The sequence below is a fragment of the Fulvivirga sediminis genome (genome assembly GCF_016757215.1).
GTDB classification, from domain to species: Bacteria; Bacteroidota; Bacteroidia; order Cytophagales; family Cyclobacteriaceae; genus Fulvivirga; species Fulvivirga sediminis.
In genome coordinates this window covers 54518-81272 of record NZ_JAESIY010000005.1, presented here as the reverse complement: position 1 = coordinate 81272, position 26755 = coordinate 54518, and the positions used below count along the sequence as shown (strand labels likewise).

Here is a 26755-nt window from a genome sequence, read left to right as displayed (position 1 = left end):
AAATTAAGTGATAACAAAATTAAAAATTCATATTTCTATTACAAATAAATATTAGGATTAAGCAAAATTCAATCTTTCTTTTTAAAAGAAAAGTCGATTTTACTAAAACCTTCAAGACCCTTACGGAAAACTTCAAAATAAAGCATAATATAAAGAATTAAGGTCATTAACCAAATTACTAAGATATTAAAGTAAAACGTATCTATTTCCATACCGAAAAAGTTTTTTGTAGGGGCAAAGAAATGGGTCCTATAGTTTAGAGGATTAGAAGAAATATCCGGTTCATTGTATACAGGGTTTATAAGCTGTAATATTCTACCGTTATGCTCCATGATTCTCTCCTTAGCATTAATATTAGTAACTAAGTCAGCTAAACTTTCATTAAAATACTTGTCTTTATATTTATTTAGGTCATAGTCTTCTTGCTGCTCTAGAGAAAACATTAACTTTTCCCTTTGAGCTACTATTCTATTAAAAATATCCTGATAGTAAGTTTTGTAGCTAGAAAGGTATGCTTGAAGATTTGCATTTACTTGATCATTATATCCTTCTAGAGATAGATCCTTTTCAAGGTTTATTTTATCAAGTCCTTTTTTATAAGGATCAGCCTTGATTTCCTCTCTTAAGATATGGAAATCTTTTTCCACAATGTTTTTAACAGAGTCATTGTCAGATGTGTAGTTGTCATGCACAAATGACTGATACTCTTTTAGCTTTTCAACAAGATAGGCTGCTTTAAAATCTGCTTGTGATTCGAATTTTTCAAATTCGTAATAGGGAGCCTCATAAGGATTGTTTTTAAATTGATACACTGCCATAGCTTCATATGCCCAGCGCGATGCCATGAGATCGGCTACAATAGGAACCTTTCCTTTGCTGCTAATTAGGTTGTTTAACTTGTCAAAGTTGAATAACAAACCACTTAAAATCATTTGAGGAATAAGTAACAATGGAATCATTACATATACCGTTACCGCTGAATTAAATGCACTTGAAATATTAAGGCCTATAACGTTAGCCATACAGGAACAAGTAAATAGAACAAACCAAAAAGGTATGGTCATAGCCTTGATCTCAAGTATTAAGTGGCCTACAATTACGTATGATATCGTTTGAATAGCAGAGAAGGCAAATAGAATTGTTAGCTTGGATATAAGGTAACTATTCCAACTGAGGTTCAGAAAAGACTCTCGTTTTAGTATTTTACGATCTCTTATGATTTCTTCAGCACTTACGGTGAGTCCCATAAACAGGGCCACTACTATACTCATAAGCATAAATGCTGGTATATTTTCATTAAATCTAAAAATATACTCATCACCTTTTGGTGAGCTTTTATATCTAATAATAAAAGCAAGTATTATAGCCAATAATGGAGCTTCTAATAGGTTTATAAGTAAATATTGTTTATTACTTAATTTGCTTAGTAAGTCTCTTTTAGCGAAGATTAAAGCTTGCTTAAGCTTGTTTGGTATATCTAAAGAATGAGGCGGTTCTTCTTTTACTTCCTCAACTTTTTGGATATTAAAGTTCTCTTTGTAGCTATCATTCCACTGTTTAGGATTTACCTTTCGCTTATTCGTTAGCTGGCCGTATTCATCAACGACCTTGGCTTCAATGATGTTGAATATCTGTTCAGGGTTTACATTACCGCAAACTTCACATTGGCCTCTTTGGCTATCGACCTGGTTAGTCGCTTTTTTAAAATAGCTTACAGCTTCTACAGGGTTACCATAAAATACTGGATAGCCACCAGTATCCATGATGTACATCTTATCAAACATTTTATAGATGTCTGATGAAGGTTGATGTATTACAACAAATATTAATTTACCTTTTAATGATAGTTCTTTTAAAAGGTCAATTACATTTTCGGAATCTCTCGATGAAAGCCCCGAGGTAGGTTCATCAACGAAGAGTATAGCCGGCTCCCTGATTAGCTCAAGGGCTATATTCAGTCGTTTTCTTTGACCTCCACTAATGGTCTTGTCTAAAACACTACCAACTTTTAAATCCTTTCTCTGGTCAAGACCAAGGCTTTCCAGAACATCCATTACTCTTTTCTGAAGTTGCTCTTCAGAGAAGTTTGCAAAGCATAATTTGGCATTATAGTAAAGGTTTTGATAAACAGTGAGCTCTTCAATTAGAAGATCATCCTGTGAAACATATCCTATTACTCCATGGATATCATCTTTGTTCTCAAAAATGTCATAACCATTGATTTCGATGCTTCCGATAGAAGGTTTTTCTATGCCTGCTAATACATTGAGTAAAGTTGTTTTTCCTGCACCACTGGCACCCATGATGCCAATTAATTTTCCCGGGCCTTCAGCTATCTGAACATCTCTTAGGCCTAAGCCTCCATTAGGGAATCTAAACTCTTTAATCTGTGCGTTAAATGAAAGTTTAGTAGTGTTGAACTCCTCATTAAAAAGAGCAATTAAATCGCTATAGTATAATGCAGCCCCTTGAGGAGTTTTGATTGTACTTCCGTGAGAATATAGATAAACCCTATTACGTTGCATGGTGAAACCATTCAAAACAAGGTCGTCTTTACCTATGTATTTGGAGAAATACATGTCAACACTCTTCACTTTGAGGAAGATAAGGTTTCCATGTATTTCGGTTTTTATATGCTTATAATCTTTTTCAGGATCATCTTCTTCCTTATTAGCAATAAGAATATCATTAAAATTGACACTCTCAATTTCTTCTTGAAGTACAAAGGCTTCTATGAATCTATACTCGTCTTTTCCAATGTTAAAGACGGTACTTATAGTATCAATAATCTCCATTCGTTGGGGAGTGAAGTTTTTATCAGCCCCAACGAGTTCAAGGATTTTAATGAGTACTACAACCTTTTGTTTTTGAGTAAGGGTTTTATTTATCTTCTTACATAGCCCCAGTGTTTTTACTGAGTCTCTTACAGATGTTAGCTTCTTCTTTTTTACAGAATCATCTTCTTCAGGACTTTCAGAGTACCCTGAGTATTTATCGTACAATTCCAAGTACTCTTTTACAGAGTCCTGATCTAATTCCTGTTTAAAAAAGCTGATAACAAAAAGCCTTTCCTTTTCGGTTACACCTCCATCCTGTTTAGTGATAATTGCGAATAGTTGGGTAAGAGCTTTAAGTATTTCCTCACTCATATATTGGTCCTCCTATGGGAGAATTTGAAAAAGTTTAAAAAATAAAATATTAATAAGTTTTGAATTCGAAAGGAATTTCAACAAGTTCAGAGAATTCTTCACCAGCTTCTTCCATATCTTCATCATCTTCATGAAAATACCAAATAATAGTAACACCATCAATATCTTCAAGAGCAGACAATACGTCTAATATAAGCTTTGAAGAAGCAGTGTTGAAATATTCAAGTTTAAACATGAATTCAGTTGACGGATTAGGAGATCCAGAATATTCGCTTATCCAATCCAAAACAGGTTGATAAAATTCGGCTGAATCTTCAGGAAGTGAACGTCCTGAGATTTCATAAATGCCATTTCCTTTATCTAATATTATTTTAGGGGTATCTTCTGTGCCTTCTAAATTAAGTATATCCATTGTTTATGTATTTTAAAAAATAGTAGTTGTCAATTATTATGATCTTTCTATGCACGATTTTAAACAGAAGAATGAATTTCCATCTTCCATTTCGACAAAATCAAAACCTAGTTTTTGACCTGACTTACGAGCCATGTCTACGAAACCTAGACCCGCTCCACCTTTGTCAGAAATCTCTGTACTTTTAATAATGTCTTTGTATAAAGTTTTCAGGCCATCTTTATCAAGACCATTGATGTGCTCCAGCTTTTCTTTAAGTGAAGCTACGTTTTCTTGTCTGATGGGGTTGCCCGAAATTATAATATATTCGTTTTCGTGTTTTCCTATCATGAAAACTGCCGCATGATTATGGTCTACTTCATCTGCGTGCTTCACTATATTCTGAAGACACTCAACCATAACATTAAATACTTTTCTCTTGGTACTAGACTCTTCCCCAGACGAATCCATATTTCTCTCCGCCATCGCTAGCACAGATTTGGTTATTTCCTGAGTGAATTCACCTTCATAAACCAAAATTAGATTGTGGTCTAGCATGGTTTGGTGTAAATCGAAAATATACTTCATAAGTTGTTTTGTGTTTAAATCTTATTGCCGATTATTTTTCTTTTATTTCATCTCTAGCGGAGGTAATTTACCCTCCAAAATACTACAATTAATCCTTAATCTCTAGAATTTTATACCTATTAATAGAACATCATCGGTTTGCTTTTCGTCGCTTTTCCAATCTTCCCATTCTTTGTCAATAATTTTATAGGCTTCTTGCATAGGTTTATCGTGTATCTCACTAATTAATTCCCTAGTTCGTTTAGGACCAAATTTGCGATTGTCTGGACCACCAAACTGATCTGGGAAACCATCAGAGCAGAAGAAGAAAGAATCGCCTTTTGATAGGCTGATTTTGTGATTGGTGAAGTTGGTCTGGTTCTTATAGATACCTCCACCAATAGCAAATTTATTTCCTTTTATTTCCTGCATTTCTCCATCCTTAATTACATATAAAGGTCTGTGAGCTCCTGAATACTCCACTGTTTGTTTTTTAACATTTATCTTACACAGTGCGATGTCCATACCATCTTTAGTTTTAGAATCATCTTGATCTTGCCTTAAAGTGGTGGTTACTCCTTCATCTAGCTGGTCTAGGATTAAACCTGGATCAGATATTTTTCTACTCCTTACAATATCATTAAGTAAGAAGTATCCGATTAATGATAACAACGCTCCTGGAACACCATGACCTGTACAATCAACTGCAGCCATATAAATGTCTTCACCAACTTGAACATACCAAGGGAAGTCACCACTAACTACATCTTTTGGTTTATACAAAATGAATGAGTCAGGTAATACCTTATTAATTACGACATTGTTAGGAAGGATTGCATTTTGAATACGTTTAGCATAGTTAATACTATCAGCAATCTTCTTGTTTTTATTCTGTATTTCAAGTTCAATGATTTTTCTATCAGTGATGTCATGTGATACGACAAGCACAGATTCCAACACCTCAGACTCATCATATTCAGGGATCGCATTTACTTGCATAACTCTGTCTCCCATTTCAGAAGGGAAATCCATCTCTGTAGTGATTTTAGAGTTAGAAGTGTTAACTTCTTCTACTATCTTGAGCCAGCTTTCTAATACCTGCTGATGAAGATCTGTCTCACTTACCTTATGATTTAAGTAATCAACGGGTTTCCTGCCTGTATAATCTTCAATCACAGGGTTAATATAGGAAATGCTGTCAGATTCTAACCTAGCGATCAGGTCTACTGAGTTTTCAGAAAGAGCCTGCATTTTACTTCTCATTCTTTGCTCTTGCTCAGCTCTTCTTCTTTCAGTAATGTCCGTAGAGTTAACAATAAGGCCATGGATAGCAGGGTTAGACATAAAGTTAGTACCTGTGGATTCTAGCCAAATGTAGTTGCCTTCTTTTGTTTTGTACTCGTACTGTATAGTAACTTGTTCTTCAGGATTTTCTTTCAATACCTTGAACATGTTTTTAAAGGCCTCCACGCCATCAGGGTGAACCTTGTTGATGTCAGATATACCCATCATTTCTTTTTGAGAGAACCCTAAAATAGGCTCTACTGATGGACTTATATATCTTATAGTTTCATCTTCTTCATAAATTGTAATAACCTCAGATGCATTTTCTAGAAGTAACTGCATTCTTTTCTGAGTACGGTTTACTTCTTCAATTTGCTCTTCAAGTTTGTTGTTAGAATTTTGAAGCTCTTCTTGAGTAGCCTGCATTTCTTCGGCATTTTGCCTTAAAATTTCCTGCTTCTCTTGCAACTCAGCACTCATAGTTTGAGATTCCTGCAACAGCTTTCTAGTTCTTTCATTTACTTTAATGTTGAAAACTGTTCTTGCAAGTATCAAGCTTAATTCCTCAACAAACCTTACTTTACCTTGATCGAACTTACCAAAACCTGCAAATTCAAGAACTCCATATACCTTTTCATCAGTAATAAGGGGAACTATAAGTATACAAGTAGGTCGTTTATCTCCTAAAATACCAGAGGTAATAGTTACATAATCAGCTGGTATTTCGGTTCTTAAGATGGTATCTTTTTCTGCTGCCGCTTGTCCAATAAGACCTTCGGCAAATCTGAATTTACCCTTTAGATGTTTTTTTCGATTATAAGCGAAGCTAGAGGCCATTTCCAGCGCAGGAATTTCCTCATCATCGTTTATAACATAGAATGCACCTTGCACGGCACCGATTTTATTGATGATGTACTTGATTGTTTCGTCACCGAGAGTCTCAAGGTTATCATGAGCTCTTAAGATTTCACCTATTTCTGCAACACCAGTTACGATCCAGTTTCTTTGTTTATCTCTTTTTTCAGCTTCAATAAGATTATCTCGCATGTTAACTAGAGATATACCAAGGTCGTCTTCTTCACTAATTGGTTTAAAATTGGCGTCAAAATTTCCTTCTCCAATTTGTTGGGCAAAATGAGCAGTTCGTTTTAAGGTTTGAACCAAATAATTAAGACTTAAGGCCATTGTACCTAGTTCATCATTTGATTTTTTCTCTACTTTTTCAGGTAGAATACCGTTACCTACTAGCTCTAATGTTTTCTTTAATGCATCAAGAGGACGAGTTAAGAAATTAGAGAATAGCAAAGAAATTAGAGTAGATATTACCACTATAACCAAACCTGACCCTAAGAGTGTATATAAAAATGAATCTATTTCCTGAAAAATCTCTTCATTATCAATTTTAGCAACTAATCCCCATTTAACATTCGGAATAAATCTCCATGCTGCAACCGTTTCTTTCCCCCGGTAATCCATACTATACCCTGCTCCATTTTGACCTCGGGTAGCATTTTTTAAGGCAATGAATTTAAGTTCACCTTCTTTGTGAGTTTTAAATGAACTATCGCTTACATTCCTAGGATGATTTAAGAAGTTAATTATTTTAGATACAGTATCTATTCTGGCCAAAATAACTTCTCCTGTTTTTCCTAAACCTGTAGAATCATTTAATTCTGAATAAACAGAAGCCATATTTACCTTTAAAAATAAAAGGGCTCTGTTACCCGAAGTAAGAGTTACAGGGGCACTGGCATATACATAGTCAATACCTAGGTCTGTATCTTTGTGAATATTACTAAAGTTTATTCCACTTAGAGTTTCAGTTAATAAACTTGGGTCAGAAATATTACTTTTACTTTGATCTGTAGAGTATAAAACTTTTCCACTGGAATTAGCAATATAAATATCCTCATAATTATTAATGCTTTTTACATTACTGATGAAGGTATTGATATCCTCATCAGAAAAGTTAGAAGCAGGTGCCGACATTTCTGATACCATGCCCATATCTTCTAGAGGAGCTTCCGTAGGCATGCTGTCCATATCATCGAATCCACCTGCCATAGGCAAACTTGAAAAATCATCTTCAGAAGGTTGTTCTGAGAACTCTTCTGCACTTTCATCAGTGAAATCATCTGTTTCATCAGAGGTGCTAGAAGGGGATGAGAAATCAAATGCTCCACCCATATCCATTCCCATACCCATAGATGATGCCTCAACTACTTTTACTCCTTCTTGTAATGTTTGGGAATTTTGAAGAAGTTTTAAGTTTGAAATATGATGATTGAAATACGTTTCTAGTTTATCTGACTTACTATCAGCTATAACGGTTAAATTTTCTATATAACCATTACGGATAGTGTTTTTTGCCAACTTATATGAGAGCAAGCTTATTGCTATCACAGTGAAAATGACCACTGTGGTTACAAGGGCTGTTATTTTTTTACTTATAGTTAATCTATTAAGCATAGATATATGTTTTATTCCTTATTTCCTTTTGTTCCTTTATTTGAGCCTGATTTTGAGGCTGAAGTTTTTAACTGGTAAGTTTTCTTAGATTCACTTTCTATCACATCTAATGCCTGAGTGAATTGTTTGAAAGTTTCATGCACCATTCTTTCCTCAGTTTTTCCCAGACTAGTAAAGGAGGCTATTTCGGCAACACCGTATAATTGATCTTTATGAATGATAGGGGTTATCAAAAGATGAGTGGGAGACGCTGATCCTAACCCAGACATGATTTTGATATATCCTTCAGGTATATCGTCTATTAAAATTGTCTTTTTTTCGTTAGCCACTTGTCCTACTAATCCTTCGCCAAATTCAAAATCTAACGATTTGGATTCTGCCATAGGTAGTGCATACGAAGCTTTTAATGATAATTTCCTACTTCCGTCGGTTTCTATAACCTTATATACAGCACCTAAGCCGGCGTCCATTTGCTTACATACTTCTACAAGGAGTTCTTTAGCAAGTTTTGCTTCCTCTGTTTCTTGTAAAAGGATGGTTTTTATAGCGTTTAGATCCAATGTATGACTATCATCATCACTGTAATTGCCATTATCATCAAGATTGTCTGATTTACTGTCTTTCTTTCTATCTACGTAAATCACCTCTTGATTGGAACTTGAAAGGGCCAAAACTAAACTTCCTAAGCCAATGAGCAGCGTTATACCTGCTACTATATATGATTTGAAAAAAATAGGTTGGGACGTTGATAGTTTTGATACATCAATGGCTCCATCAGTGATGAGGTCATCTTGTAAATGAAAAAGAACATATGTGGTAACTATAATACCAGCTACATATAAAGTAATCAGAGCAATGTTCAATTTCCTGAATTTTATCTTCATTTATTTGTAATGTTTATTTAACTCTGAAAAAAAATTTACTATATCATCAGTTTTTAATATATGGTCAATTGGGGTGATATTAAGAGCAGCTGTAGGCATAGTATCAATCATGCATTCAGATGGTTCCTGAACTATTGTTAGTCCCCCTTTGTCTTTAATATATTTCATCCCAACGGCTCCATCTCTATTAGCTCCAGAAAGAAGGATACCTATTAATTTATCTCTATAAACATAAGCAGCAGTACCTAGAGTAATATCTATGGCTGGTCTGGAATTATTAATCATTTCTTCTGTAGAAAGACTAAAGTAGTTTCCGAGCTCTACTGATAAATGATAATTTGCCGGCGCAAGGTATACTTTGCCACGCTTAATATTTTCTTTATCGAAAGGTTCAGTAACTTCCATAATGCTTTTAATGGACAATGCCTCAACGAAGCCATTTCTGACGTGTTTCAGCCTGTGTAAGCACATAATAATAGGTAAAGGGAAATCCTCAGGTAAGTGAGATAGTATTTTAACTATTCCCTGAAAGCTGCCTGCTGATCCTCCAATTACTACGGCTTTATATTTATTATTTAAATCAAAGCGACTCATCCCAAGACCAAATACTCTTAATCTTTAATTTTCTTATATATTTTCTCTTCATTGTTTACTACAATGAACTTATTGGCTATATCACACCAAATGAGAGACTCCTTAGAACCTATGGCCAGATACCCATACTTAAAGAGGCTTTCATGAAATTTTCTAAGCACATCGTTTTGTAAGGTCTGATTAAAATATATCATCACATTTCTGCAAAGGATGAGATCAAATTTATTGAACACTTCACCGTTTACGAGGTCATGCTTTCGAAATGATACATTTTCTACCAAGCTTTTATCCATTATAGCTTTTCCTCCTACTTCACTATAATAGTCTTTGAGTGTGCTGTTACCTTGGTACCTAATGTAGTTCTTTTCGTTAAGCTCCATGTTTTTCAGGTTGTACTCACCAGCTTTAGCTCTTTCTAATATAGTGGTGTCAAGGTCAGTAGCTATAATAGAAACCTTATCCAAAATGCCCATTTCTCTTAACATAATAGTCATGGAGAATACTTCTTCACCTGATGAGCATCCGGCATGCCATATTCTGATTTTTTGATGATTCAGCATAATGGCTGGTAAAATGTCGTCGCGAAGAACTCTCCAGAAAGGAGGATCTCTAAACATTTCTGTTACATTGACGGTGATCTCATTAAGAAAGTCATCTAAAAAATCAGACTCATTAAGCTTCTTTATTAGCACATCCACTGTGGTATTTTGAAGCTCAAGGATTCTTAAGATTCTTCTTTTGAATGAGGACATAGCGTAGTTAGTGAAATCATAATTGTACTTAGTTTTCACTAACTCCGTAATCTTCTTTAAATCTGCAATATCAATTTCCTTCATTATCTGTTTTGCCAACTATTCTTTGTCCAGAAAGAATATACCAAAAAATAAAATATGACCCTATAAATAAATGATTTAGAGCCTGTTAAATCCAAATGAGGTGAATGTAATTTTTGCTTATATCAGCATATATATTCACAAGTTTCGTCGAACGATTGGGCTTAAAAGTTAAGCTTTTAGTTAGGATCTGATCCCTTTCAATGTTGGTTAATACACTTTTGTCTAATAAGGTATCTATCCCTTGGTTAATTAATTCGATTTTTTTTAAATCCAAACTTTTTAGCGCATTTTCATTCGCATACGATATTTTTTCTTCACTATTTATAATTATGATATTTGAAATAGCATCAAATGCTTTTAAGGACGTTTCAGACATTATTAGCTTTGAATCTAACTGCTCCTGAGTAATTTTTAATTCCTCCATTTGCTGATTCAGGGCCTCTTCTATTTCCGTAATATCTGGAGCCTTCTGTGAAACCGATGATTCTATTTGATCTCTTATGTCTGTAATGTCTTTAGAAGTGCCAAATGTACCCATGCAGTTACCGTCTTTGTCATAGAATGGGAGCTTAGTAGTGATTACCCATTGATCAGTACCATTAGTCATTACTTCGTGAACCATTTCGTTAGTATAGCCAATGCCTTTGTTCATGATTTCCTGCTCTTCATCATAGAATTTTTGGGCAGCTTCTTTTTGCTGGAAATCAAAGTCTGATTTCCCAATCATTTCATCAAGAGGGTAGGGGAACAATTTCTCCATAGACTTACTAATTCTTATAAATCTACTTTCAGTGTCTTTAAAGTAGATGTAATCAGGCAAGTTGTTGAGAAGAGCATCGAGTAAGGCTTTTTCCTTTAACAGATCTTCCTGCATTTGATTGTTTTCGTTCATTTGACGAGTAAGCTGCTCTTGGGTAGCCTGCAGCTCTTCCATATTCTGTCTCATCTCTTCTTCTTGAGATCTCATTTGCTCGGTAAGAGCCTGAGAATCTTCAAGTAGAATTTTAGTGCGCTGGTTGTTTTTAACTGTGGATATGGTAGAAGCTATGCTTTCTCCTAGTTTTTCGACAAAATCAATTTCGTATTGTTCGTATTCCTGAAAAGAAGCAAGTTCAATCACACCATAAATTTCTTCGTTAATTTTTAGAGGCACTAACAGAATGGCTCTGGGATTAGCCCCACCTAATCCTGATGTTATACTGATATAATCATGTGGAATTTCTAATAAATAGATAGTTTCCCTTTCTTGATAAGTTTGACCTACAAGGCCTTCTCCTATACGGTATGATTTATGGTCATACTTTTTGGTATCAAACGCAAAGAGAGAAACTAATTCTAATTTTATGTTATTAGTATTATCATCATTGATGATGTAAAGTCCACCTTGATTTGAATTGGTGTACTTAACTAAGTTAGAGATGATAATGTCGCCTAATTTAGAAACGCTATCATCAGTTGTTCTTAGTATATCAACAAATTTGGCTAATCCTTCTGAAGTCCACTTCCTTTCTTTATCAGCTACTTCCACCTTTTTCATTTGCTCACGCATGGTCAGAAGTGCTTTTTCGAGGCTTTCTTCGTTCAGTTCTTCTTCGTTAATGTTCTCAAATGTACTATCTAGTTTACCTTCTTCAATGTTTTTGACAAAGTTGGTAGCTGTTTTAAGGTTGCCGATAATTTTATTGATATGGGAAGCTATTTCTCCTACTTCATTTTTATTAGCAGCTAAATCAGTTTCTGCCAGTTCGCCTGAGCTAACTTTTTCAGTAGCCTGACGGAGTTCATTCAGTGGTTCTAGTACTTGTTTTCTCACATATAAGTATATGAAAATAATAGCAGCAGAGAAGAGTAAAAGGAACACAAATAGTACAAATGTCAGGTCTGAATGATCTTCCTTTTTAGCTTCTTTTTCTTTATAGATAATTGTATCAGTCAGGGATATAATCTTGTCACTGGTTTTTTTGATATAGTTATTAGATTTCTGAAGTCTGGAGTTAGAGATACTTAGAATTTTTTTAGAAGTTTCTGTTGTATACGTATTTAAAGAATCGTTTAAAGGTATTTGCTTTATTTCTTCTACAACTGTGTCTCTGGAAAGGGGTTCAAATAAGAGATTTTCTATATGGGGTTGTATGTGATCCCACTTTTTATGTAGCTCAAATTTTAATCCTTGTAAACTCATTAGCTCATAGTCTACCGAGTCACTTACAAAAGCATCATCATCTATTATCTCTTCTTCTAATGAAGCTATATTTAGCTCTGCGATTGTATTACTAATGCCATTATATGTAGATTCAATTTTTGGCTTTATCAAAAGATCTCCGTCTACATACGCCTGACTTTCTCGTTTTAATCTAGTAGTTAAAGTTTGGAGCTTTCTCAATGAGTTGATTTGCTCAGTGTCTTCTAAAAGATTCTTTTGATAGTGATCAACCAAGAAGAAATTAAAGACTGCCAATAAAAAAAATGCTATGCAGAGAAATATAACCTGCTTGCTTATTGATATATTTTTAGAGTCAAAATTCATGTAAAAAAATACTTAAGTAGTCTTCTAATATACTATTCCGTTTAATTAAAGGAAATAAAAAACTTTTACAATGAATGTTTGTTAAAGCCAAAAGGTAAAAGGACTTCTGAGGAATTTGTTACAATCCACTGATTTTCAGGAGATTGAAGTATTACTTTTATTGGAGATTCTTGTTTTACTTCTGTTTCTAATAATACCTGCCTGCATCCGCCGCATGGTGAGATAGGGAGAAATTGATCATCGTTCCACCTTTTAGCTGTTATAGCTATTTGTTTAATGATATGGTTTGAATAGTTTGCTCCGGCAAAGAAAAGAACCACTCTTTCTGCGCAAAGCCCTGCTGGATAACATGAGTTTTCTTGATTAGAACCAGTCAGTATTTCTCCGTTATCTAGTAAAATGGCGGCCCCCACTTTAAATTTGGAGTAGGGTGAATAAGAGGTGTCGCAAGCTTCTTGAGCTTTTTTTATTAATTTTTTATACTGCTCGTTAAGGTCAGCATAACTGTATGTGGAATGCCCTTTATCTTCTATAATTTCTTGTTCCATATTTCTGATAGTTAAATTGCAATATACTATGTCAATCTAAGTAGAAAAATTTAATACCAATAATTCTCTTGGCATATATAAAAGTCTTATTTTGGTATACCTCTAAAATGAAACTATTTATGAAGAAAATACTGGTGTTAGGCGCGGGAAGGTCATCCTCTTCTCTTATTAATTATCTGTTAGAAAATTCGACTGAAGAAGGGTGGAAGGTACGTGTAGGGGATTATGCTTTGGAATTAGCGCAAGATAGATGTAAGAATTCTGAAAATGGATACGCATTTGCTTTTGATATTGGCAATGAAGACCAGCTAAATGAAGAAGTAAAGGCAGCTGATATAGTGGTATCTATGCTGCCTGCTAAATATCATGTGGTGGTGGCAAAGAGCTGTTTGAAATGGGATAAAAATATGGTTACTGCTTCTTATGTTTCGAAAGAAATGCAAGCCTATGATGCCGAGGCAAAAGAAAGAGGAATAATCATTTTAAATGAATGTGGTTTGGATCCCGGTATTGATCATATGTCTGCCATGAAGGTGATAGATGAAATAAGGCATAGAGGTGGTGTACTTACAGGCTTTGAATCTTTTACTGGAGGCTTGCTGGCCCCGGGTACCGATGAGAAGAACCCTTGGGAGTATAAGTTTACCTGGAATCCTAGAAATGTGATTTTAGCCGGGCAGGGAGTGGTGAAGTTTATACAGGAAGGAACCTATAAATATATTCCATATCAGAAAGTTTTCAGGAGAACTGAACAGGTGCATATTCCAGGGTATGGATATTTTGAAGGGTATGCAAACCGAGATTCTTTAAATTATTTAGATATCTATGGATTGCGAGGAATAAAGACTATCTACAGGGGGACTTTTCGCAGGCCGGGATTTTGTAGAACATGGAATGTGTTTGTGCAACTTGGCGCTACTGATGATAGCTATGAGATGGAAGGAGTGAAGGATATGACACACAGGTCATTTATCAATTCTTTTTTATCATATAATCCGAATGATTCTGTTGAATTGAAGCTTGCCTATTATTTAAATCTGGATATCGATGGCCCAGAAATGCATCGTTTGCGTTGGGCTGGCATTTTTGATCACACACCTGTAGGTCTTACTCAGGGCACCCCTGCACAGATATTGGAACATATTCTTAAAAAGAAATGGACTTTGAAAAAGGAAGATAAGGATATGATAGTGATGTGGCATAAGTTTCAGTATGAGGAAAACGGTGAGGAAAAGGAAATTCATAGTACTTTAGTAGCCATAGGAGATGACGATATTTATACAGCGATGTCTAAAACGGTTGGTTTGCCACTGGGCATTGCTACTAAACTTATCTTACAGGGGAAGGTGCATGGCACCGGGGTACAAATACCTATCAAAAAAGAGATTTATGCGCCTATATTGAAGGAGCTATCTTCCTTTGGGTTTGAAATGACAGAGAAGGAGGTTAATAACACGCAATCTGTTTGAGCACTTTCTGTCCCCTGTTTTTAAAACCGGCTGAACCGGTAGATAGTTGATCTTCAATTAATATTTGTAGTTCTCTTTTTAAGTCGGGTTCTTTTTTGCAGATATTGGCCAATATGGTCATGGAAAAAGCTTTTACCGCTATTGTTTCTTGTTTTGATTCTAGAAACTTGAAGCAAATATCAGCCGCTTCTCCGAGTAAGCTGGCAGGAATGTCAATATTTTGAAGTAATCTAACCGTGTTGCGTTTAACCGCTGTATTAACGTCTCTTTTTAAGTTTAGTATTATCTTTTTTAGATATGGAGTGATCAACTGGGGGTGATTAGACGCGCATAAACCAACTACTGCCGAGGCCCTTTGTGTAACCCTGTAGTCATTGCCTAAAAACAAAGACATAAGATCTTGAAATTTTTTCGGATCGGCTCCAATATAGTTAGCAATTTCAATGGTATTACTTTTTGAGTTTTCCTTCAGTATTTGTTCTTTTAATATCATTTTAGAAAGCGATTCAACAATTAAATTAAAGTTAATGGATTTATTGATACTAATAGTATCGGCAGCTTTGTTATTAGCGGGTGTGGTGGGCTCTTTTTTGCCTATTCTTCCAGGTCCTCCCCTGGCATTTATAGGCTTGTTAATTATGCAGTTTACAGAATCATATAGTTTTTCTGCTCAGTTTATATGGATCTGGCTTTTTGTTACAATACTTATAACAGTGTTAGACTACTATATTCCTATCTATGGCACTAAGAGGTTTGGAGGAACTAAATACGGTACCTGGGGTTCTGTGGTGGGCTTAATAGTAGGTATTTTCCTACTGCCAGTAATTGGTGTAATTATAGGGCCTATGCTTGGGGCTTTTATTGGAGAATTAATAGCGGGACAAACTTCTAAAGCTTCTATGAGAGCGGCATGGGGATCTTTTTTAGGATTTTTAGCAGGTACTTTTATGAAGGTAATTATCTGTTTAATAATGATTTACGATTACGTTGATAGAATTATTTGATTTTTTTTTATCTAAGGCGCAAGTTTTTTTTGAGTGATGTCATCTAAAGAGTAAATGTTATACTTAAATCTTACGAAGATGAAAAACTCAAAATTTAAAATCTCAATAGTAGCTTTCTTAATTATAAGTAGTAGTGTAATGGTTTCTGCTCAGCAAGGTCCAGGCCGCGGAGATGGTTTCAATAAAGGCAAAAAAGAATGGTCGCATAAACGTAGCCTTAGAGGGCATGGTCCTGGAGATACGATCCATATGATCCCTAAGCTTACGGAGGATCAAAAAGGTAAGATGAAAGAAATGAGACTTTCATTTTATAAGGAAACATTACCTTTAAAAAATGAGCTAAACGAAAAAAAGGCGCAGTTGAGAACTTTAACCACCGTAGAGAGCCCTAACATGAAAAAAGTAAATAAGCTTATTGAGAATATGGGAGCTATAGAGGTGGAGCTTAAAAAGGCCCGAGTGGCGCATCATCAGGAAGTAAGAAGCCAGTTAACTGAAGAACAAAGAATATTCTTTGATAGACGGTCTATGGGGATGGGGTCTAAGAGGCATAGAGGCAGAAGGTAAGCTATTGAATGTCGCGGAAAGATATACCGAAGATAGTGATAGGGAGGCGGAGCTTATTCGTCTCCTTAAATTATATGATGAGAGGGCTTTTAGGGAGGTTGTAGAAAATTATAAGGATAGGGTTTATAATCTTTGTCTAGGCTTTTTGAAGAATGAAGCAGATGCTGAAGACATAGCTCAAGAGGTATTTGTAGAGATTTATAATTCTATATCCTCTTTTCACGAAGACTCTGCTCTGAGTACTTGGATTTATAGAATAGGTGTAAATAAATCATTGGAATTGTTAAGGAAAACCAAGCGGAAGAAACGGTTTGGCTGGATAACCTCTATTTTTGGAATTGAAGATCAGGTAGGTGTAAAACATGCTGATTTCGTACATCCAGGTGTGGCCCTCGAAAATAAAGAACGCTCTCAGATATTGATGGCCCATATAGATAAATTACCCGATAAACAGAAAGTGGCTTTTAATCTACATAAGTTAGAAGGGCTGAGTTATCAGGAGGTAAGTCAGGTAATGGAGCTAAGTGTATCTTCTGTAGAGTCATTGCTTTTTAGGGCGAAAAAGAACCTCCAGAAATCTTTAGGAATTTATTACAAAAATATTTGACAATGCAACGGAATGATTTAGATAACGAAGTAGAAAAAATACTTCATAGTCTTGATGGAGTGGAAAGGGCAAGGCTTTCTCCATTTTTTTATACTAAAGTAAAAACTCGCCTACAAACTAGAGTAGAAAAAGTAGATAGAGTAGCATGGACATGGGCTTTGACTGCGATGGTAGTTCTGTTAGTATTAAATGTACTGGTGATGATAAAAGAGGATTTGCGGAGTAATGATGATTATGGTACTGATGATATTGAATTTCTTACTGAGGAATATAGTGTAAATACTTTTAATATTTATGAAGAAGAACAACTGGAAGAAGATGAATAAAAATAGATTGTTAACGGGCTTGGTGATAGTTTTGGCGATAATGAACGTAGTGCTATTATCTTTTTTGTGGTTTAGTAGGTCTGATAAAAAGACCAATAAAAGATGGAATAATCAGAGTAAAAGAGTGGAGAGTTTTTTTGATAGAAAGCTGAACTTGACAGAGTCTCAATCGCTGGCTTTTGAAAAAGAGCGCAAAGATCATTTTAAAACGACTTTGCCATTAGTTAAAGAGATACAAGCAGACAAGCGTAAAATGGTGACCATGTTAGGTCAAGGTGTAGATTCATTACATATAGAAGCGGTGCTACAATCAATAAATGAGAAGAACAATAATTTAGAAAGGTTAAACTTCTGGCACATCAAAACATTAAGAGAAATATGCACTGATGAGCAGAAGCCTAAATTTGATAAAATAATCAATCGTATAGGAAGTAGAAATCACCGCCAAGGAAGAAAAGCTAAAGGTATGTGAAACTAAGCTTGAATTAACTACTGGTTTTCATAGCCATGGTCAACCTTGAGGTCAGAACTTTCTGCCGCCTGAACTGCAAGTTCATCACATCGCTCATTTTCGGGTATCCCTGCATGACCTTTAACCCACCTGAAAGTAACTTTAAACTTATTGTATAGTGGTATAAACTTTTGCCACAAATCAGGATTTGCTTTGTTTTTAAACCCTTTCTTTTGCCAGCCCCATATCCATCCTTTTTCTACGGCATCTACTACGTATTTAGAGTCCGAATATATGGTTACCGGAGCTCCATCTTTTCTTATGGCTTCTAGGCCTTTAATTACAGCAAGGAGTTCCATCCTGTTATTAGTGGTTTTTCTAAAGCCCTCAGAGAGCTCTTTTCGATAGTTTTCACCGTTTACTTTTGCCATTAGTACGGTGCCATAGCCGCCAGGGCCAGGGTTACCTCGAGAAGAGCCATCTGTGTAGATTGTAATCATTAAATAAGGATATGTTCTTTGAAAATTTTAACTGCTATGGCTAATAAAATAATGCCAAAAACCCGGCGTAGAATATTAAAACCAGATTGACCTAATTTCTTTTCCAGCCATGATGTTGATCGTAAAACGATATAAACAAATGTAAGGTTTATCACTATTCCAATTAAAAGATTGGGCGTCTCGTATACAGCTCTTAATGAAAGTATGGTAGTGAGTGTTCCCGCACCCGCAATAAGAGGAAATGCTAAAGGTACTATTGACCCACTGCCACCGCCGTCTTCTTTAAATAGTGTTACCCCTAGTATCATTTCCATAGCAATTACACACATAACTATAGCCCCTGCTACGGCAAATGAACCAATATCCAGTCCGAATAATTTAAGTATGGACTGCCCCAGAAACAAAAAAGCAATCATTAAAACCCCTGAAATTATAGTCGCTCTACCAGAATGGATGGCTCCTTCTTTCTTTCTGAGGTTGATAACAATTGGAATTGAACCTAAAATATCTATTACTGAAAATAGAATTAGTGTTACCGAAAAAATGTCTTTGAAATTAAACATGGTGCAAAATTATAAGAATTAATTCTGCACCACACTCTTAAATTTCCTTTTTTTTTAAAAGTAGTATGATCTACTTACCCATTATGTCGAGGGTGGCTATATAGAAATTCTTGTCTATTTTTACTGTAGCACCTTCAGGGACCTCTTCTAAGCTACTCCAACTAGTAACAGGCTCTATCCAATTTTCCTTACCATTAATGTAAACCTTCACAGGCATGTCAAAGTCAGAAACGGTGTTGCTCCATCTGTACATAAGCTTAGAGCCTATGAGGCGATACTCTAAAATAGGGATGTCTACCGTACGAAGGTATTGATCGAAGAATGGCTGTAGATTTCTGCCCAGTTTTTTGCTTAAGAAGTCTTCTATCTGTTTAGTAGTTACTGTCTGATGATAGAAGGTTTCATTCATGCCTCTGAGTGTATTTCTCCATTTTAGATCATCATTTACTATCTGTCTAAGGGTGTGGAGCATGTTCGCTCCTTTGTAATACATGTCTCCTGATCCACTATAGTTTACATCATAGTAACCAATCATAGGCCTGTCGTTTAATATAGACGAACGCGTACCTAATACGTATTCTTCAGAAGCTTTTTCTCCATAATAATAATTAAGGAACAGGTTTTCTGAATAAGCTGTGAATGACTCATGTATCCACATATCGGCAATATCTTTATAGGTAATGTTGTTTGCATACCACTCATGACCAGATTCATGTATGATGATGAAATCAAATTTCATTCCCCAGCCGCTTAAACTTAAGTCTCGGCCTCTGTAGCCATTATGAAAATCATTGCCATAAGTTACAGAACTCTGATGTTCCATACCTAAATAGGGAACTTCTACCAGTTTATAGCTGTCTTCATAAAAAGGGTAGGGACCGAACCAATATTCAAAAGCTTCCAGCATTCTGGTTGCGTCTTTAAATTGCTCTTTTGCTTCTTCCAAGTGATGTTCTAATACGTAATAGTCACAGTCTAGCTTGCCTTTCTCTCCATTGAAAACTTCACCAAAATGTACATAGTTTCCTATGTTTACGTTTACACCATAATTATTGATGGGGTTTTTAACTTGCCAGTGAAATGTTCTGGTTTTATCTGCTTTATTCTCATCTATTTTAATAAGCCTTCCATTCGATACCTCAAAGAGGTTTTCTGGTACTGTTACAATGATATCCATTCCATTATCTGGTTCATCGTACATGTGGTCTTTGCAAGGCCACCACATACTGGCGCCCTCACCTTGGCAGGAGGTAGCGATAAAAGGAGTGCCGTTTTCATCTTCAGACCAAGTAAGTCCACCATCCCATGGTGGGTTTTTGGCAACTCTGGGCTGGCCTCCATAAGTAAGTGTTATTTCTTCAGTCTTACCTTTTTTCTGGTTTTTATCTAATGTGATGAAATAAGCATTGCCATCTCTGGTGAAAGAGAGTTCTTTCCCTTTTTGAGTAGCTTTTGTAATACTCATGGGTGGTTGCAAATCTATTTGCATAATTTCTGCAGCTTCTAACACCTCGTAGGTAATGGTATTGGTGCCGCGTATAGAGCTATCATTAGGAGTTACGGTAATGTCTAATTTATAATGAAGAAGATCCCACCAGGCACGTGCGGGTGTTATAGATCCTCTAAGTGAGTCTTGATGATTGAAAACTGGAGCATCTCCCTGCTTAATTATCTGAGCTTGAACTGTAGATAAGCTTAAGACTAGAGGTATGATATATATTAGGTATTTCATATTTATAGTATTCATTCAAACACGAATATAGGGAAGTTCCATATTACTTATAAGCTGTTTTATTTTTTGGGTGAAATCATTCTATAAACGGATTCGGAACATTGTTGTTAAAGGGGCAAAAAAAAGAGGTCCGTTTGGACCTCCTGATATGTTTTGTTAACCAAATTGTGGTATAAGTCGGTTACTATTAATTACTATGCCTTTTCGCTTTTCAAATTCTTCCAACGCATCAGAATAATCGCCATGATTAAGTGGCTGGCAGGCATCCTGTATGAGAAAGCTCTTAAAGCCTTCTTCTATGGCATCTTTAGCGGTATAAAAAACGCAAATGTCTCCTGCTAAACCACAGAAAAAAGTTTCTGTAACCTCACGTTCCTGAAGGTAGCCTGTTAGACCTGTGCTTTTTCTTCTCCCATTATCAAAAAAGCCACTGTAGCTATCAATTTCCGGATCCATGCCCTTTCGGAAAATGGCCTCTATTTTGTCAGTATTTAGATCTGGATGGAATTCAGCTCCTTTTGAACCTTGAACACAGTGATCTGGCCATAAAGTCTGATCTAGTTTGTTGAGCTTAATTTTATCAAACGGTTTTGCATTTTCATGATTGGAAGCAAAGCTTTTATGAGAAGCCGGGTGCCAATCCTGAGTGGCTATAACTAGGTCAAACTGTTCTTGTAATTTATTTATTGTTGGTATAATCTTATCTCCAGACTGTACTTCTAAAGAACCTCCTGGTGTGAAATCATTCTGTACGTCTACTATTATTAATGCTCTCATCCTTTTTTAACTTTGTATTTCTCACGTAAATCGTTCCTCAATGCTTTTAGCTTACTGCTAATTCCTATTTTATAGTTATGCGGATATTCAAATCTTTTATACTCATCTGGGAGTAGGCTGAGCTGCTCCTGAGAAAACTTGCTGATATCACTTAGTGACGGTGAACCGGTAAGAATTTCTCCGTTTTCAAAAACCTTTTTTAATATTGGCTTTTTAGTGATATTTCTAATGTCCAATTGCTTATGAGGTTCATAAGCATGGTGCATAATATCAATATCAACTTCATCATGCAGGGCAATGGCATCTGCTCCAAATAAAAAGCCATCTTCATCATACAGTCTCCATACCTGTTTTCTATCAGGCAGTGTAGTTTTAGATAAATTTTCTGATAGCTTTATTCTTGGCTGATCATTGCTAAGGCATAATTTGTAAACTCCGTCAAAAGCGGCATCTGGCTGGCCTGTTACCAGGTTAGTACCCACGCCAAAGATGTCTATAGGAGCTTTTTGGTCCATTAAGCTTTTGATCACATATTCATCCAGCTGGTTAGAAGCTGCTATTTTCACATATGATAAACCTGCATCATCAAGCATCTTACGGGCTTTTTTAGCTAGGTAAGCCAAGTCTCCACTGTCTAAACGTATAGCAGAAAGTTTATTACCTTTTGCCTCCATTTCTTTTCCTACTGTAATGGCATTAGGCACTCCACTTTTTAGAGTGTCATAGGTATCTACTAATAATATGCAGGCATTGGGTCTGGCTTCGGCAAAATCTCTAAAAGCAGTAAGCTCATCTTCATAACTTTGGATAAATGAATGAGCCATGGTGCCTGATACGGGGATATTATAGTCTTTACCTGCTAGTACGTTACTTGTAGAGTTAAAACCTCCAATAATGGTAGCTCTGGAAGCCGAAAGGCCTCCCAAAGCGTGAGATCTTCTTAGCCCGAAATCACTTAAGATTTTATCTTTTGCAACTTGCTTTACTCTTGCCGCTTTGGTGGCTATTAAAGACTGAAAGTTGATTATGTTTAGCAGAACTGTCTCTATCAATTGAGCCTCTAGCATTGTGGCTTCTACCCTCAAAATTGGGCGATTAGGAAATATAAGATCACCTTCAGGAGCACTATAAATACAGCCTCTGAATTTGAAATCCTTTAAAGCGTCCACATACTCCTTGTTAAAGCCCTGACTTTTTAAGTATTCAAGGTCATCAGCAGAAAAGCTTAAGTTTTGCAATATCTCCAGTACATCCTGAAGGCCTGCATATACGGCATACCCGCCTTTATATGGAATTCTTCTAAAGAAATAATCAAATACGACTTTATCGTTAACTGCCCCTTTTAAAAAGTAAACTTGCCCCATGCTGATCTGATATAAATCAGTGTAGGTGGCTGTTAGGTTGGTTAGTATCATAACACTGCGAATATAGTAAATGGCCTGATAATGGGCCTGTTAATATTACAATATTAGGAAATACCGAGGTAGTATGTGGCATTGCCCTTATTAAACCTTTATTGTATATTTGTATATACTTAAACGTAAAAAAATATTTAATATCCAAATAGCATGATTGAGGAAAAATTAAAATATAAAGTAAAAGATATTTCCCTAGCAGCATGGGGAAGAAAAGAAATAGAACTTGCCGAAGCTGAAATGCCTGGTTTAATGGCATTAAGGGAAGAATATGGTAAGGAAAAGCCCTTAAAAGGAGCTAGAATAGCAGGCTGCTTGCACATGACAATTCAAACAGCTGTTTTGATTGAAACCCTAGTAGAATTAGGAGCTGACGTAACCTGGTCTTCTTGTAATATATTCTCTACTCAAGATCATGCTGCTGCTGCTATAGCTGCTGCCGGTATACCTGTATATGCATGGAAGGGTATGAATGAAGAAGAATTTGATTGGTGTATAGAGCAGACTTTAGTATTTCCTGATGGGCAGCCATTAAATATGATCCTTGATGATGGTGGAGACCTTACTAACATGGTTTTTGACAGGTATCCTCAGTATGTGGATGGAATAAAAGGTCTGTCTGAAGAGACTACTACAGGAGTTCATAGATTAATTGAAAGAGAAAGAAAAGGAACACTTGTAATTCCTGCTATTAACGTAAATGACTCTGTAACTAAGTCAAAATTTGATAATAAGTACGGATGTAAGGAATCTTTAGTAGATGCTATAAGAAGAGCTACCGATGTGATGATGGCTGGTAAAGTGGCTGTAGTAGGTGGTTATGGAGATGTTGGTAAAGGGTCTGCTGCTTCGCTTAGAGGAGCTGGTGCTAGAGTGATAGTAACCGAAATTGATCCTATCTGTGCACTGCAAGCTGCTATGGATGGTTTCGAAGTGAAGAAAATGGACGATGCAGTGAAAGAAGCTGATATTGTAGTAACCGCTACAGGTAACAAAGACATCGTAAAAGGACGTCATTTTGAGTCCATGAAAGATAAAACTATTGTTTGTAACATCGGACACTTTGATAATGAGATAGATGTGGCTTGGTTGCATAAAAATGCTGAGAAAGATGAGATCAAACCACAGGTAGATAAATACAAATTGGCCAATGGAAATGATATCATATTATTGGCAGAAGGTAGACTTGTAAACCTTGGTTGTGCTACTGGTCACCCTTCATTTGTAATGTCTAATTCATTTACAAACCAAACTCTTGCTCAAATAGAGCTTTGGACTAATACAGGTAATTATGAAAACAAGGTGTATACCTTACCTAAGCATTTGGATGAAAAAGTAGCGAGACTACACTTGATGAAAATTGGTGTAGAGTTGGATACTCTTTCTGAAGAGCAGGCTGAGTATATCGGAGTTACTGTAGAAGGACCTTTTAAGTCTGACGCATATAGATATTAATATCAATTTTTGATACATAGAATTAAGCCTCTCAGAAATATCTGAGAGGCTTTTTTTATTTAAATTTATAAACAAGACCCAATCCAGATGAGGTAGGTCCGAAGCTGAGAGCGGCATTCTTATTTCTTTTTATTTTAGGGTATAGTCTTAATACAGTTTCAGCACATGCTATTCCTAAGGCTGATCCTAAAAGTATATCCGAAAACCAATGAGCGCCTACATATACTCTGGAGATTCCGGTGACAATAGGTAAAGCATAAAAAGCTATTTTCAAAGGCATGAAATTTACTTGATGTGCCAAAATCCATGCTGAAGCTAGGGCTAGCATGGTATGGCCTGAGGGAAAGGAATGATATGAAGGGCCGCTGAATGGATCAAAGGAGTGAGGGCCTTCGCCTGTAGAAGGTCTTGCTCTACCTGTAAGCTCTTTTAAGCCTGTCTGAATTAAGCCTGATGTGGTTACTGACGCAAATAGCATAACGCCAGTATCTCTGAGCCAGTCATTATTAATGATAACTCCTGATCCCCATACTGCTAACATAAAAGGGTAGTTGTGTTCTGGCTGACCAAGGAAGTCTCCTACTGAGGCAAATTCATCCATGGGGCCTGTGGGGTGGTCTCTAAAATATTTATACATAGGATCATCAAGAAAGGAGGCTCCTGCGGAAATAACTAAAACACCTCCAAATTTCATCCAATCCTGTTTCTTCCAATGAAAAGGTCTGGCATAGGTTTTTATTATGGTGAGTCCTGTATTGGACGCATCAAATGTGATTCTTTTAAAGAAGGGTTGTTTTAGCTTTGCTGTAGAGTCGGACTGCTGGGCATAGCAAGTAAGAGATAAGACAGTTAGAAAATAACAATAAATATATTTTTTCATGTTTCGCAAACGGCTTTAATAGGATGAAAAATTGATCTTATTAGAGTCTTAGGCTGCGTATATGATTAGTTAAGGGTAACTAGAAGTTCATAATTAATATAGATATTACCAAATTAGATTGGGTTTTTTTAATTGAAATTGCACTAATGGATTGTCTATTTCTTTGGCTTGGACGCTTATGAGTTATTGGTTAAACTACTTTACATATCATGCTGAGCTGGTTATTATGCGTTTATGATTGACGGATTTATAGGAGTATTAATAGCAAAGGCCGTTGTAACACGGCCTTTTTAACTTTATCGTTTCTCTTGCTGAATATCTTTTCGTTTTTTAATCTGTCGCTTTAGCTTATCTACCACTTCCATTATAGACTCCCTGAAACTCTCAGATTGGAATTCAGCAAAAAGGGTAGGCCCCGGTAAAAATACCTTAATCTCGCAGACTTTAGTTTCATCATGATCGTTGTATACGGTTTTTAAATAAACATCTACTCCAGTAATTTGGTCATCAAGCTTAGTTAAATGCTTTAGTCTATCATCCACAAAATCAAGTAACTCCTGATTGGCAGTAAAGCCTACAGTTTGTATATCGGTTTTCATATATTTATTTTATTTATATGTTTATCGTCCTCCTATTAACCTTAAAAGTAAAATAATAACGGCTGCTACGAGTAGTACATGAATGAACCACCCCAGATCAAAATAAAAGAACCCAAATAGCCAGCCTAATATTAGTACTATTAAGACAATTAGAAAACATCCTCTCATTATTACTTATCTTTTCTGATGATGGCTGCCATATTCATGCCATGTGTATGTAAGATAATTATGTATGTTTTATATTAATTAGCTGTGGAATAATATAAACGTTACCCCCTTTTTTTCTACAATTTCTATTACTTTTATTGCCATGTATTGTGCTGTAAATAATAAAGTAATGCCTGTAGAGGAGGCTACTATTAGTATACGTGATCTTAGTATTTTAAGAGGCTATGGTATTTTTGACTTTTTTAGGACTGATCAGGGTATCCCACTTTTTTTAGATGATCATTTGGCAAGACTCTCTTATTCATCTAATAAAGTTTTTCCTAAGGCTAGTTTAGATATAAAAGCTGTGAAAGATACGGTTTTAAGATTGATGACTTATAACAATAAGCCTTTATCAGGGATTAGAATAGTGAGAACCGGAGGGGTGACTCCCGATGGTTATGAGCCGGGAACTCCCAACCTTATTATTACTCAAGAGGATATTTCTTTTCCTTCTGATGAAAAATATAAGAATGGTGTTAAACTGATCTCGTATGAATTTCAAAGAGAACTAGTGGAAGTGAAAACTATAAGTTACATGACTGGAATTTGGTTGCAAGACAGAGTTCATGAAGCAGGAGCTTATGATATATTGTATCATCAAGACAAAAAGGTAAGTGAGTTAACCAGAAGTAATTTTTTCATTGTTGATAATAATGAAACTTTAATTACACCGGCAGTGAATATTTTAAAGGGAGTAACCAGAAAGAAGGTTATAGAGCTGGCAGGTAAATTTATGAAGGTTGAAGAACGTGAAATTACTCTCAGAGAGGTGAGTGAAGCAAAAGAAACCTTTCTTACAGGTACTACCAAAAGGGTGCTGCCCGTAACTCAGATAGATGATAGTATTATAGGGAATGGGAAGCCTGGCCCTAAAACCAAAGCCATTATGGAGGCTTTTGAGAAATTAGAAAACGAATACTTTGATAATAATAGAAAGAATTAAAAAGAGTA

26 protein-coding genes are annotated in these 26755 nt (G+C 35.8%); 8 read left to right on the top strand and 18 right to left on the bottom strand.

The window, feature by feature from the left end; all coding sequences use genetic code 11:
- Positions 1 to 68: 68 nt before the first annotated feature.
- From JL102_RS10005 to cdd, 9 genes are all read right to left on the bottom strand, one after another.
- Positions 69 to 3149, bottom strand: a complete 3081-nt coding sequence (locus tag JL102_RS10005; RefSeq protein WP_202244260.1) for an ATP-binding cassette domain-containing protein — start codon at positions 3147 to 3149, stop codon at positions 69 to 71.
- A 49-nt stretch (positions 3150 to 3198) separates the two neighbouring features.
- Positions 3199 to 3561: a DUF1987 domain-containing protein gene (locus JL102_RS10000; RefSeq protein WP_202244259.1), complete on the bottom strand. Its 363-nt coding sequence runs from the start codon at positions 3559 to 3561 to the stop codon at positions 3199 to 3201.
- Between the two features lie 36 nt (positions 3562 to 3597).
- On the bottom strand, positions 3598 to 4128 hold the full coding sequence (locus JL102_RS09995) for a SiaB family protein kinase (protein ID WP_202244258.1): 531 nt from the start codon (positions 4126 to 4128) through the stop codon (positions 3598 to 3600).
- Between the two features lie 102 nt (positions 4129 to 4230).
- Positions 4231 to 7860 (bottom strand): SpoIIE family protein phosphatase, encoded by a 3630-nt coding sequence (locus JL102_RS09990; protein WP_202244257.1) that lies wholly within the window; start codon positions 7858 to 7860, stop codon positions 4231 to 4233.
- 11 nt (positions 7861 to 7871) lie between these two features.
- Positions 7872 to 8744 (bottom strand): GAF domain-containing protein, encoded by an 873-nt coding sequence (locus JL102_RS09985; RefSeq protein ID WP_202244256.1) that lies wholly within the window; start codon positions 8742 to 8744, stop codon positions 7872 to 7874.
- Positions 8745 to 9338 (bottom strand): chemotaxis protein CheB, encoded by a 594-nt coding sequence (locus tag JL102_RS09980; RefSeq protein ID WP_202244255.1) that lies wholly within the window; start codon positions 9336 to 9338, stop codon positions 8745 to 8747. It lies immediately after the preceding gene.
- A gap of 17 nt (positions 9339 to 9355) precedes the next feature.
- Positions 9356 to 10174: a CheR family methyltransferase gene (locus JL102_RS09975; protein ID WP_202244254.1), complete on the bottom strand. Its 819-nt coding sequence runs from the start codon at positions 10172 to 10174 to the stop codon at positions 9356 to 9358.
- Positions 10175 to 10259: 85 nt separating this feature from the next.
- Positions 10260 to 12632 (bottom strand): PAS domain-containing protein, encoded by a 2373-nt coding sequence (locus JL102_RS09970; RefSeq protein WP_202244253.1) that lies wholly within the window; start codon positions 12630 to 12632, stop codon positions 10260 to 10262.
- Between the two features lie 134 nt (positions 12633 to 12766).
- Positions 12767 to 13249 carry a cytidine deaminase gene (cdd, locus tag JL102_RS09965; protein ID WP_202244252.1) on the bottom strand — a complete coding sequence of 161 codons (483 nt, stop codon included), beginning with the start codon at positions 13247 to 13249 and terminating at the stop codon, positions 12767 to 12769.
- Positions 13250 to 13368: 119 nt separating this feature from the next.
- Between cdd and JL102_RS09960 the strand changes: the two genes are divergently transcribed.
- Positions 13369 to 14718 carry a saccharopine dehydrogenase family protein gene (locus tag JL102_RS09960; RefSeq protein ID WP_202244251.1) on the top strand — a complete coding sequence of 450 codons (1350 nt, stop codon included), beginning with the start codon at positions 13369 to 13371 and terminating at the stop codon, positions 14716 to 14718.
- Here the strand turns inward: JL102_RS09960 and JL102_RS09955 are convergent.
- Positions 14696 to 15211 carry a hypothetical protein gene (locus tag JL102_RS09955; RefSeq protein WP_202244250.1) on the bottom strand — a complete coding sequence of 172 codons (516 nt, stop codon included), beginning with the start codon at positions 15209 to 15211 and terminating at the stop codon, positions 14696 to 14698. The two genes, JL102_RS09960 and JL102_RS09955, sit on opposite strands and share 23 nt — an antisense overlap.
- A 34-nt stretch (positions 15212 to 15245) precedes the next feature.
- On the opposite strand from JL102_RS09955, the gene JL102_RS09950 reads away from it, so the two are divergent.
- The 5 genes from JL102_RS09950 to JL102_RS09930 all read left to right on the top strand — a co-directional run bounded on the left by JL102_RS09950 (position 15246) and on the right by JL102_RS09930 (position 17694).
- Positions 15246 to 15722 carry a DUF456 domain-containing protein gene (locus JL102_RS09950; RefSeq protein WP_202244249.1) on the top strand — a complete coding sequence of 159 codons (477 nt, stop codon included), beginning with the start codon at positions 15246 to 15248 and terminating at the stop codon, positions 15720 to 15722.
- A 78-nt stretch (positions 15723 to 15800) separates the two neighbouring features.
- Positions 15801 to 16289: a Spy/CpxP family protein refolding chaperone gene (locus JL102_RS09945; protein ID WP_202244248.1), complete on the top strand. Its 489-nt coding sequence runs from the start codon at positions 15801 to 15803 to the stop codon at positions 16287 to 16289.
- Entirely contained in the window at positions 16237 to 16896 is a 660-nt protein-coding gene (locus JL102_RS09940; RefSeq protein WP_237390548.1) for an RNA polymerase sigma factor, read from the top strand. The genes JL102_RS09945 and JL102_RS09940 overlap by 53 nt, the downstream gene beginning before the upstream one ends.
- Before the next feature lie 2 nt (positions 16897 to 16898).
- On the top strand, positions 16899 to 17222 hold the full coding sequence (locus JL102_RS09935) for a hypothetical protein (RefSeq protein ID WP_202244247.1): 324 nt from the start codon (positions 16899 to 16901) through the stop codon (positions 17220 to 17222).
- Positions 17191 to 17694, top strand: coding sequence for a periplasmic heavy metal sensor (locus JL102_RS09930; protein WP_202244246.1), 504 nt, complete (start codon positions 17191 to 17193; stop codon positions 17692 to 17694). The genes JL102_RS09935 and JL102_RS09930 overlap by 32 nt, the downstream gene beginning before the upstream one ends.
- A gap of 17 nt (positions 17695 to 17711) precedes the next feature.
- Here the strand turns inward: JL102_RS09930 and rnhA are convergent, their stop codons facing one another.
- From rnhA to JL102_RS09905, 5 genes are all read right to left on the bottom strand, one after another.
- Complete coding sequence (rnhA, locus tag JL102_RS09925) at positions 17712 to 18173, bottom strand: ribonuclease HI (protein WP_202244245.1); 462 nt, start codon at positions 18171 to 18173, stop codon at positions 17712 to 17714.
- Positions 18173 to 18736 carry a MarC family protein gene (locus JL102_RS09920; protein WP_202244244.1) on the bottom strand — a complete coding sequence of 188 codons (564 nt, stop codon included), beginning with the start codon at positions 18734 to 18736 and terminating at the stop codon, positions 18173 to 18175. The genes rnhA and JL102_RS09920 overlap by 1 nt, the downstream gene beginning before the upstream one ends.
- Before the next feature lie 70 nt (positions 18737 to 18806).
- Entirely contained in the window at positions 18807 to 20468 is a 1662-nt protein-coding gene (locus tag JL102_RS09915; protein ID WP_237390547.1) for a M1 family metallopeptidase, read from the bottom strand.
- A 156-nt stretch (positions 20469 to 20624) separates the two neighbouring features.
- On the bottom strand, positions 20625 to 21245 hold the full coding sequence (pncA, locus tag JL102_RS09910) for a bifunctional nicotinamidase/pyrazinamidase (RefSeq protein WP_202244242.1): 621 nt from the start codon (positions 21243 to 21245) through the stop codon (positions 20625 to 20627).
- Positions 21242 to 22660, bottom strand: coding sequence for a nicotinate phosphoribosyltransferase (locus JL102_RS09905; protein WP_202244241.1), 1419 nt, complete (start codon positions 22658 to 22660; stop codon positions 21242 to 21244). Before JL102_RS09905 ends, pncA begins: the two co-directional genes overlap by 4 nt.
- Positions 22661 to 22813: 153 nt before the next feature.
- On the opposite strand from JL102_RS09905, the gene ahcY reads away from it, so the two are divergent.
- Complete coding sequence (ahcY, locus tag JL102_RS09900; protein WP_202244240.1) at positions 22814 to 24115, top strand: adenosylhomocysteinase; 1302 nt, start codon at positions 22814 to 22816, stop codon at positions 24113 to 24115.
- 55 nt (positions 24116 to 24170) lie between these two features.
- Here ahcY and JL102_RS09895 read toward each other — a convergent pair whose 3' ends face one another.
- The 3 genes from JL102_RS09895 to JL102_RS09885 all read right to left on the bottom strand — a co-directional run bounded on the left by JL102_RS09895 (position 24171) and on the right by JL102_RS09885 (position 25762).
- Positions 24171 to 24995, bottom strand: coding sequence for a phosphatase PAP2 family protein (locus JL102_RS09895; protein WP_202244239.1), 825 nt, complete (start codon positions 24993 to 24995; stop codon positions 24171 to 24173).
- A gap of 296 nt (positions 24996 to 25291) precedes the next feature.
- Positions 25292 to 25594, bottom strand: a complete 303-nt coding sequence (gene hpf / locus JL102_RS09890; protein ID WP_202244238.1) for a ribosome hibernation-promoting factor, HPF/YfiA family — start codon at positions 25592 to 25594, stop codon at positions 25292 to 25294.
- A gap of 21 nt (positions 25595 to 25615) precedes the next feature.
- The gene (locus JL102_RS09885) at positions 25616 to 25762 is read right to left on the bottom strand and encodes a lmo0937 family membrane protein (protein ID WP_202244237.1); all 147 of its coding nucleotides are present in this window, start codon (positions 25760 to 25762) and stop codon (positions 25616 to 25618) included.
- Positions 25763 to 25904: 142 nt separating this feature from the next.
- On the opposite strand from JL102_RS09885, the gene JL102_RS09880 reads away from it, so the two are divergent.
- A complete protein-coding gene (locus JL102_RS09880) occupies positions 25905 to 26747 on the top strand; it encodes an aminotransferase class IV (RefSeq protein WP_202244236.1) in 843 nt (280 codons plus the stop codon).
- Positions 26748 to 26755 lie beyond the last annotated feature (8 nt).

Excerpts from the sequence above, each read along its gene's own strand:
- JL102_RS10005 (WP_202244260.1), bottom strand. The coding sequence starts at position 3,149 with ATGAGTGAGGAAATACTTAAAGCTCTTACCCAACTATTCGCAATTATC.
- JL102_RS10000 (WP_202244259.1), bottom strand. The coding sequence starts at position 3,561 with ATGGATATACTTAATTTAGAAGGCACAGAAGATACCCCTAAAATAATA.
- JL102_RS09995 (WP_202244258.1), bottom strand. The coding sequence starts at position 4,128 with ATGAAGTATATTTTCGATTTACACCAAACCATGCTAGACCACAATCTA.
- JL102_RS09990 (WP_202244257.1), bottom strand. The coding sequence starts at position 7,860 with ATGCTTAATAGATTAACTATAAGTAAAAAAATAACAGCCCTTGTAACC.
- JL102_RS09985 (WP_202244256.1), bottom strand. The coding sequence starts at position 8,744 with ATGAAGATAAAATTCAGGAAATTGAACATTGCTCTGATTACTTTATAT.
- JL102_RS09980 (WP_202244255.1), bottom strand. The coding sequence starts at position 9,338 with ATGAGTCGCTTTGATTTAAATAATAAATATAAAGCCGTAGTAATTGGA.
- JL102_RS09975 (WP_202244254.1), bottom strand. The coding sequence starts at position 10,174 with ATGAAGGAAATTGATATTGCAGATTTAAAGAAGATTACGGAGTTAGTG.
- cdd (WP_202244252.1), bottom strand. The coding sequence starts at position 13,249 with ATGGAACAAGAAATTATAGAAGATAAAGGGCATTCCACATACAGTTAT.
- JL102_RS09960 (WP_202244251.1), top strand. The coding sequence starts at position 13,369 with ATGAAGAAAATACTGGTGTTAGGCGCGGGAAGGTCATCCTCTTCTCTT.
- JL102_RS09955 (WP_202244250.1), bottom strand. The coding sequence starts at position 15,211 with ATGATATTAAAAGAACAAATACTGAAGGAAAACTCAAAAAGTAATACC.
- JL102_RS09950 (WP_202244249.1), top strand. The coding sequence starts at position 15,246 with ATGGATTTATTGATACTAATAGTATCGGCAGCTTTGTTATTAGCGGGT.
- JL102_RS09945 (WP_202244248.1), top strand. The coding sequence starts at position 15,801 with ATGAAAAACTCAAAATTTAAAATCTCAATAGTAGCTTTCTTAATTATA.
- JL102_RS09935 (WP_202244247.1), top strand. The coding sequence starts at position 16,899 with ATGCAACGGAATGATTTAGATAACGAAGTAGAAAAAATACTTCATAGT.
- JL102_RS09930 (WP_202244246.1), top strand. The coding sequence starts at position 17,191 with ATGAAGAAGAACAACTGGAAGAAGATGAATAAAAATAGATTGTTAACG.
- rnhA (WP_202244245.1), bottom strand. The coding sequence starts at position 18,173 with ATGATTACAATCTACACAGATGGCTCTTCTCGAGGTAACCCTGGCCCT.
- JL102_RS09920 (WP_202244244.1), bottom strand. The coding sequence starts at position 18,736 with ATGTTTAATTTCAAAGACATTTTTTCGGTAACACTAATTCTATTTTCA.
- JL102_RS09915 (WP_237390547.1), bottom strand. The coding sequence starts at position 20,468 with ATGAAATACCTAATATATATCATACCTCTAGTCTTAAGCTTATCTACA.
- pncA (WP_202244242.1), bottom strand. The coding sequence starts at position 21,245 with ATGAGAGCATTAATAATAGTAGACGTACAGAATGATTTCACACCAGGA.
- JL102_RS09905 (WP_202244241.1), bottom strand. The coding sequence starts at position 22,660 with ATGATACTAACCAACCTAACAGCCACCTACACTGATTTATATCAGATC.
- ahcY (WP_202244240.1), top strand. The coding sequence starts at position 22,814 with ATGATTGAGGAAAAATTAAAATATAAAGTAAAAGATATTTCCCTAGCA.
- JL102_RS09895 (WP_202244239.1), bottom strand. The coding sequence starts at position 24,995 with ATGAAAAAATATATTTATTGTTATTTTCTAACTGTCTTATCTCTTACT.
- hpf (WP_202244238.1), bottom strand. The coding sequence starts at position 25,594 with ATGAAAACCGATATACAAACTGTAGGCTTTACTGCCAATCAGGAGTTA.
- JL102_RS09885 (WP_202244237.1), bottom strand. The coding sequence starts at position 25,762 with ATGAGAGGATGTTTTCTAATTGTCTTAATAGTACTAATATTAGGCTGG.
- JL102_RS09880 (WP_202244236.1), top strand. The coding sequence starts at position 25,905 with ATGTATTGTGCTGTAAATAATAAAGTAATGCCTGTAGAGGAGGCTACT.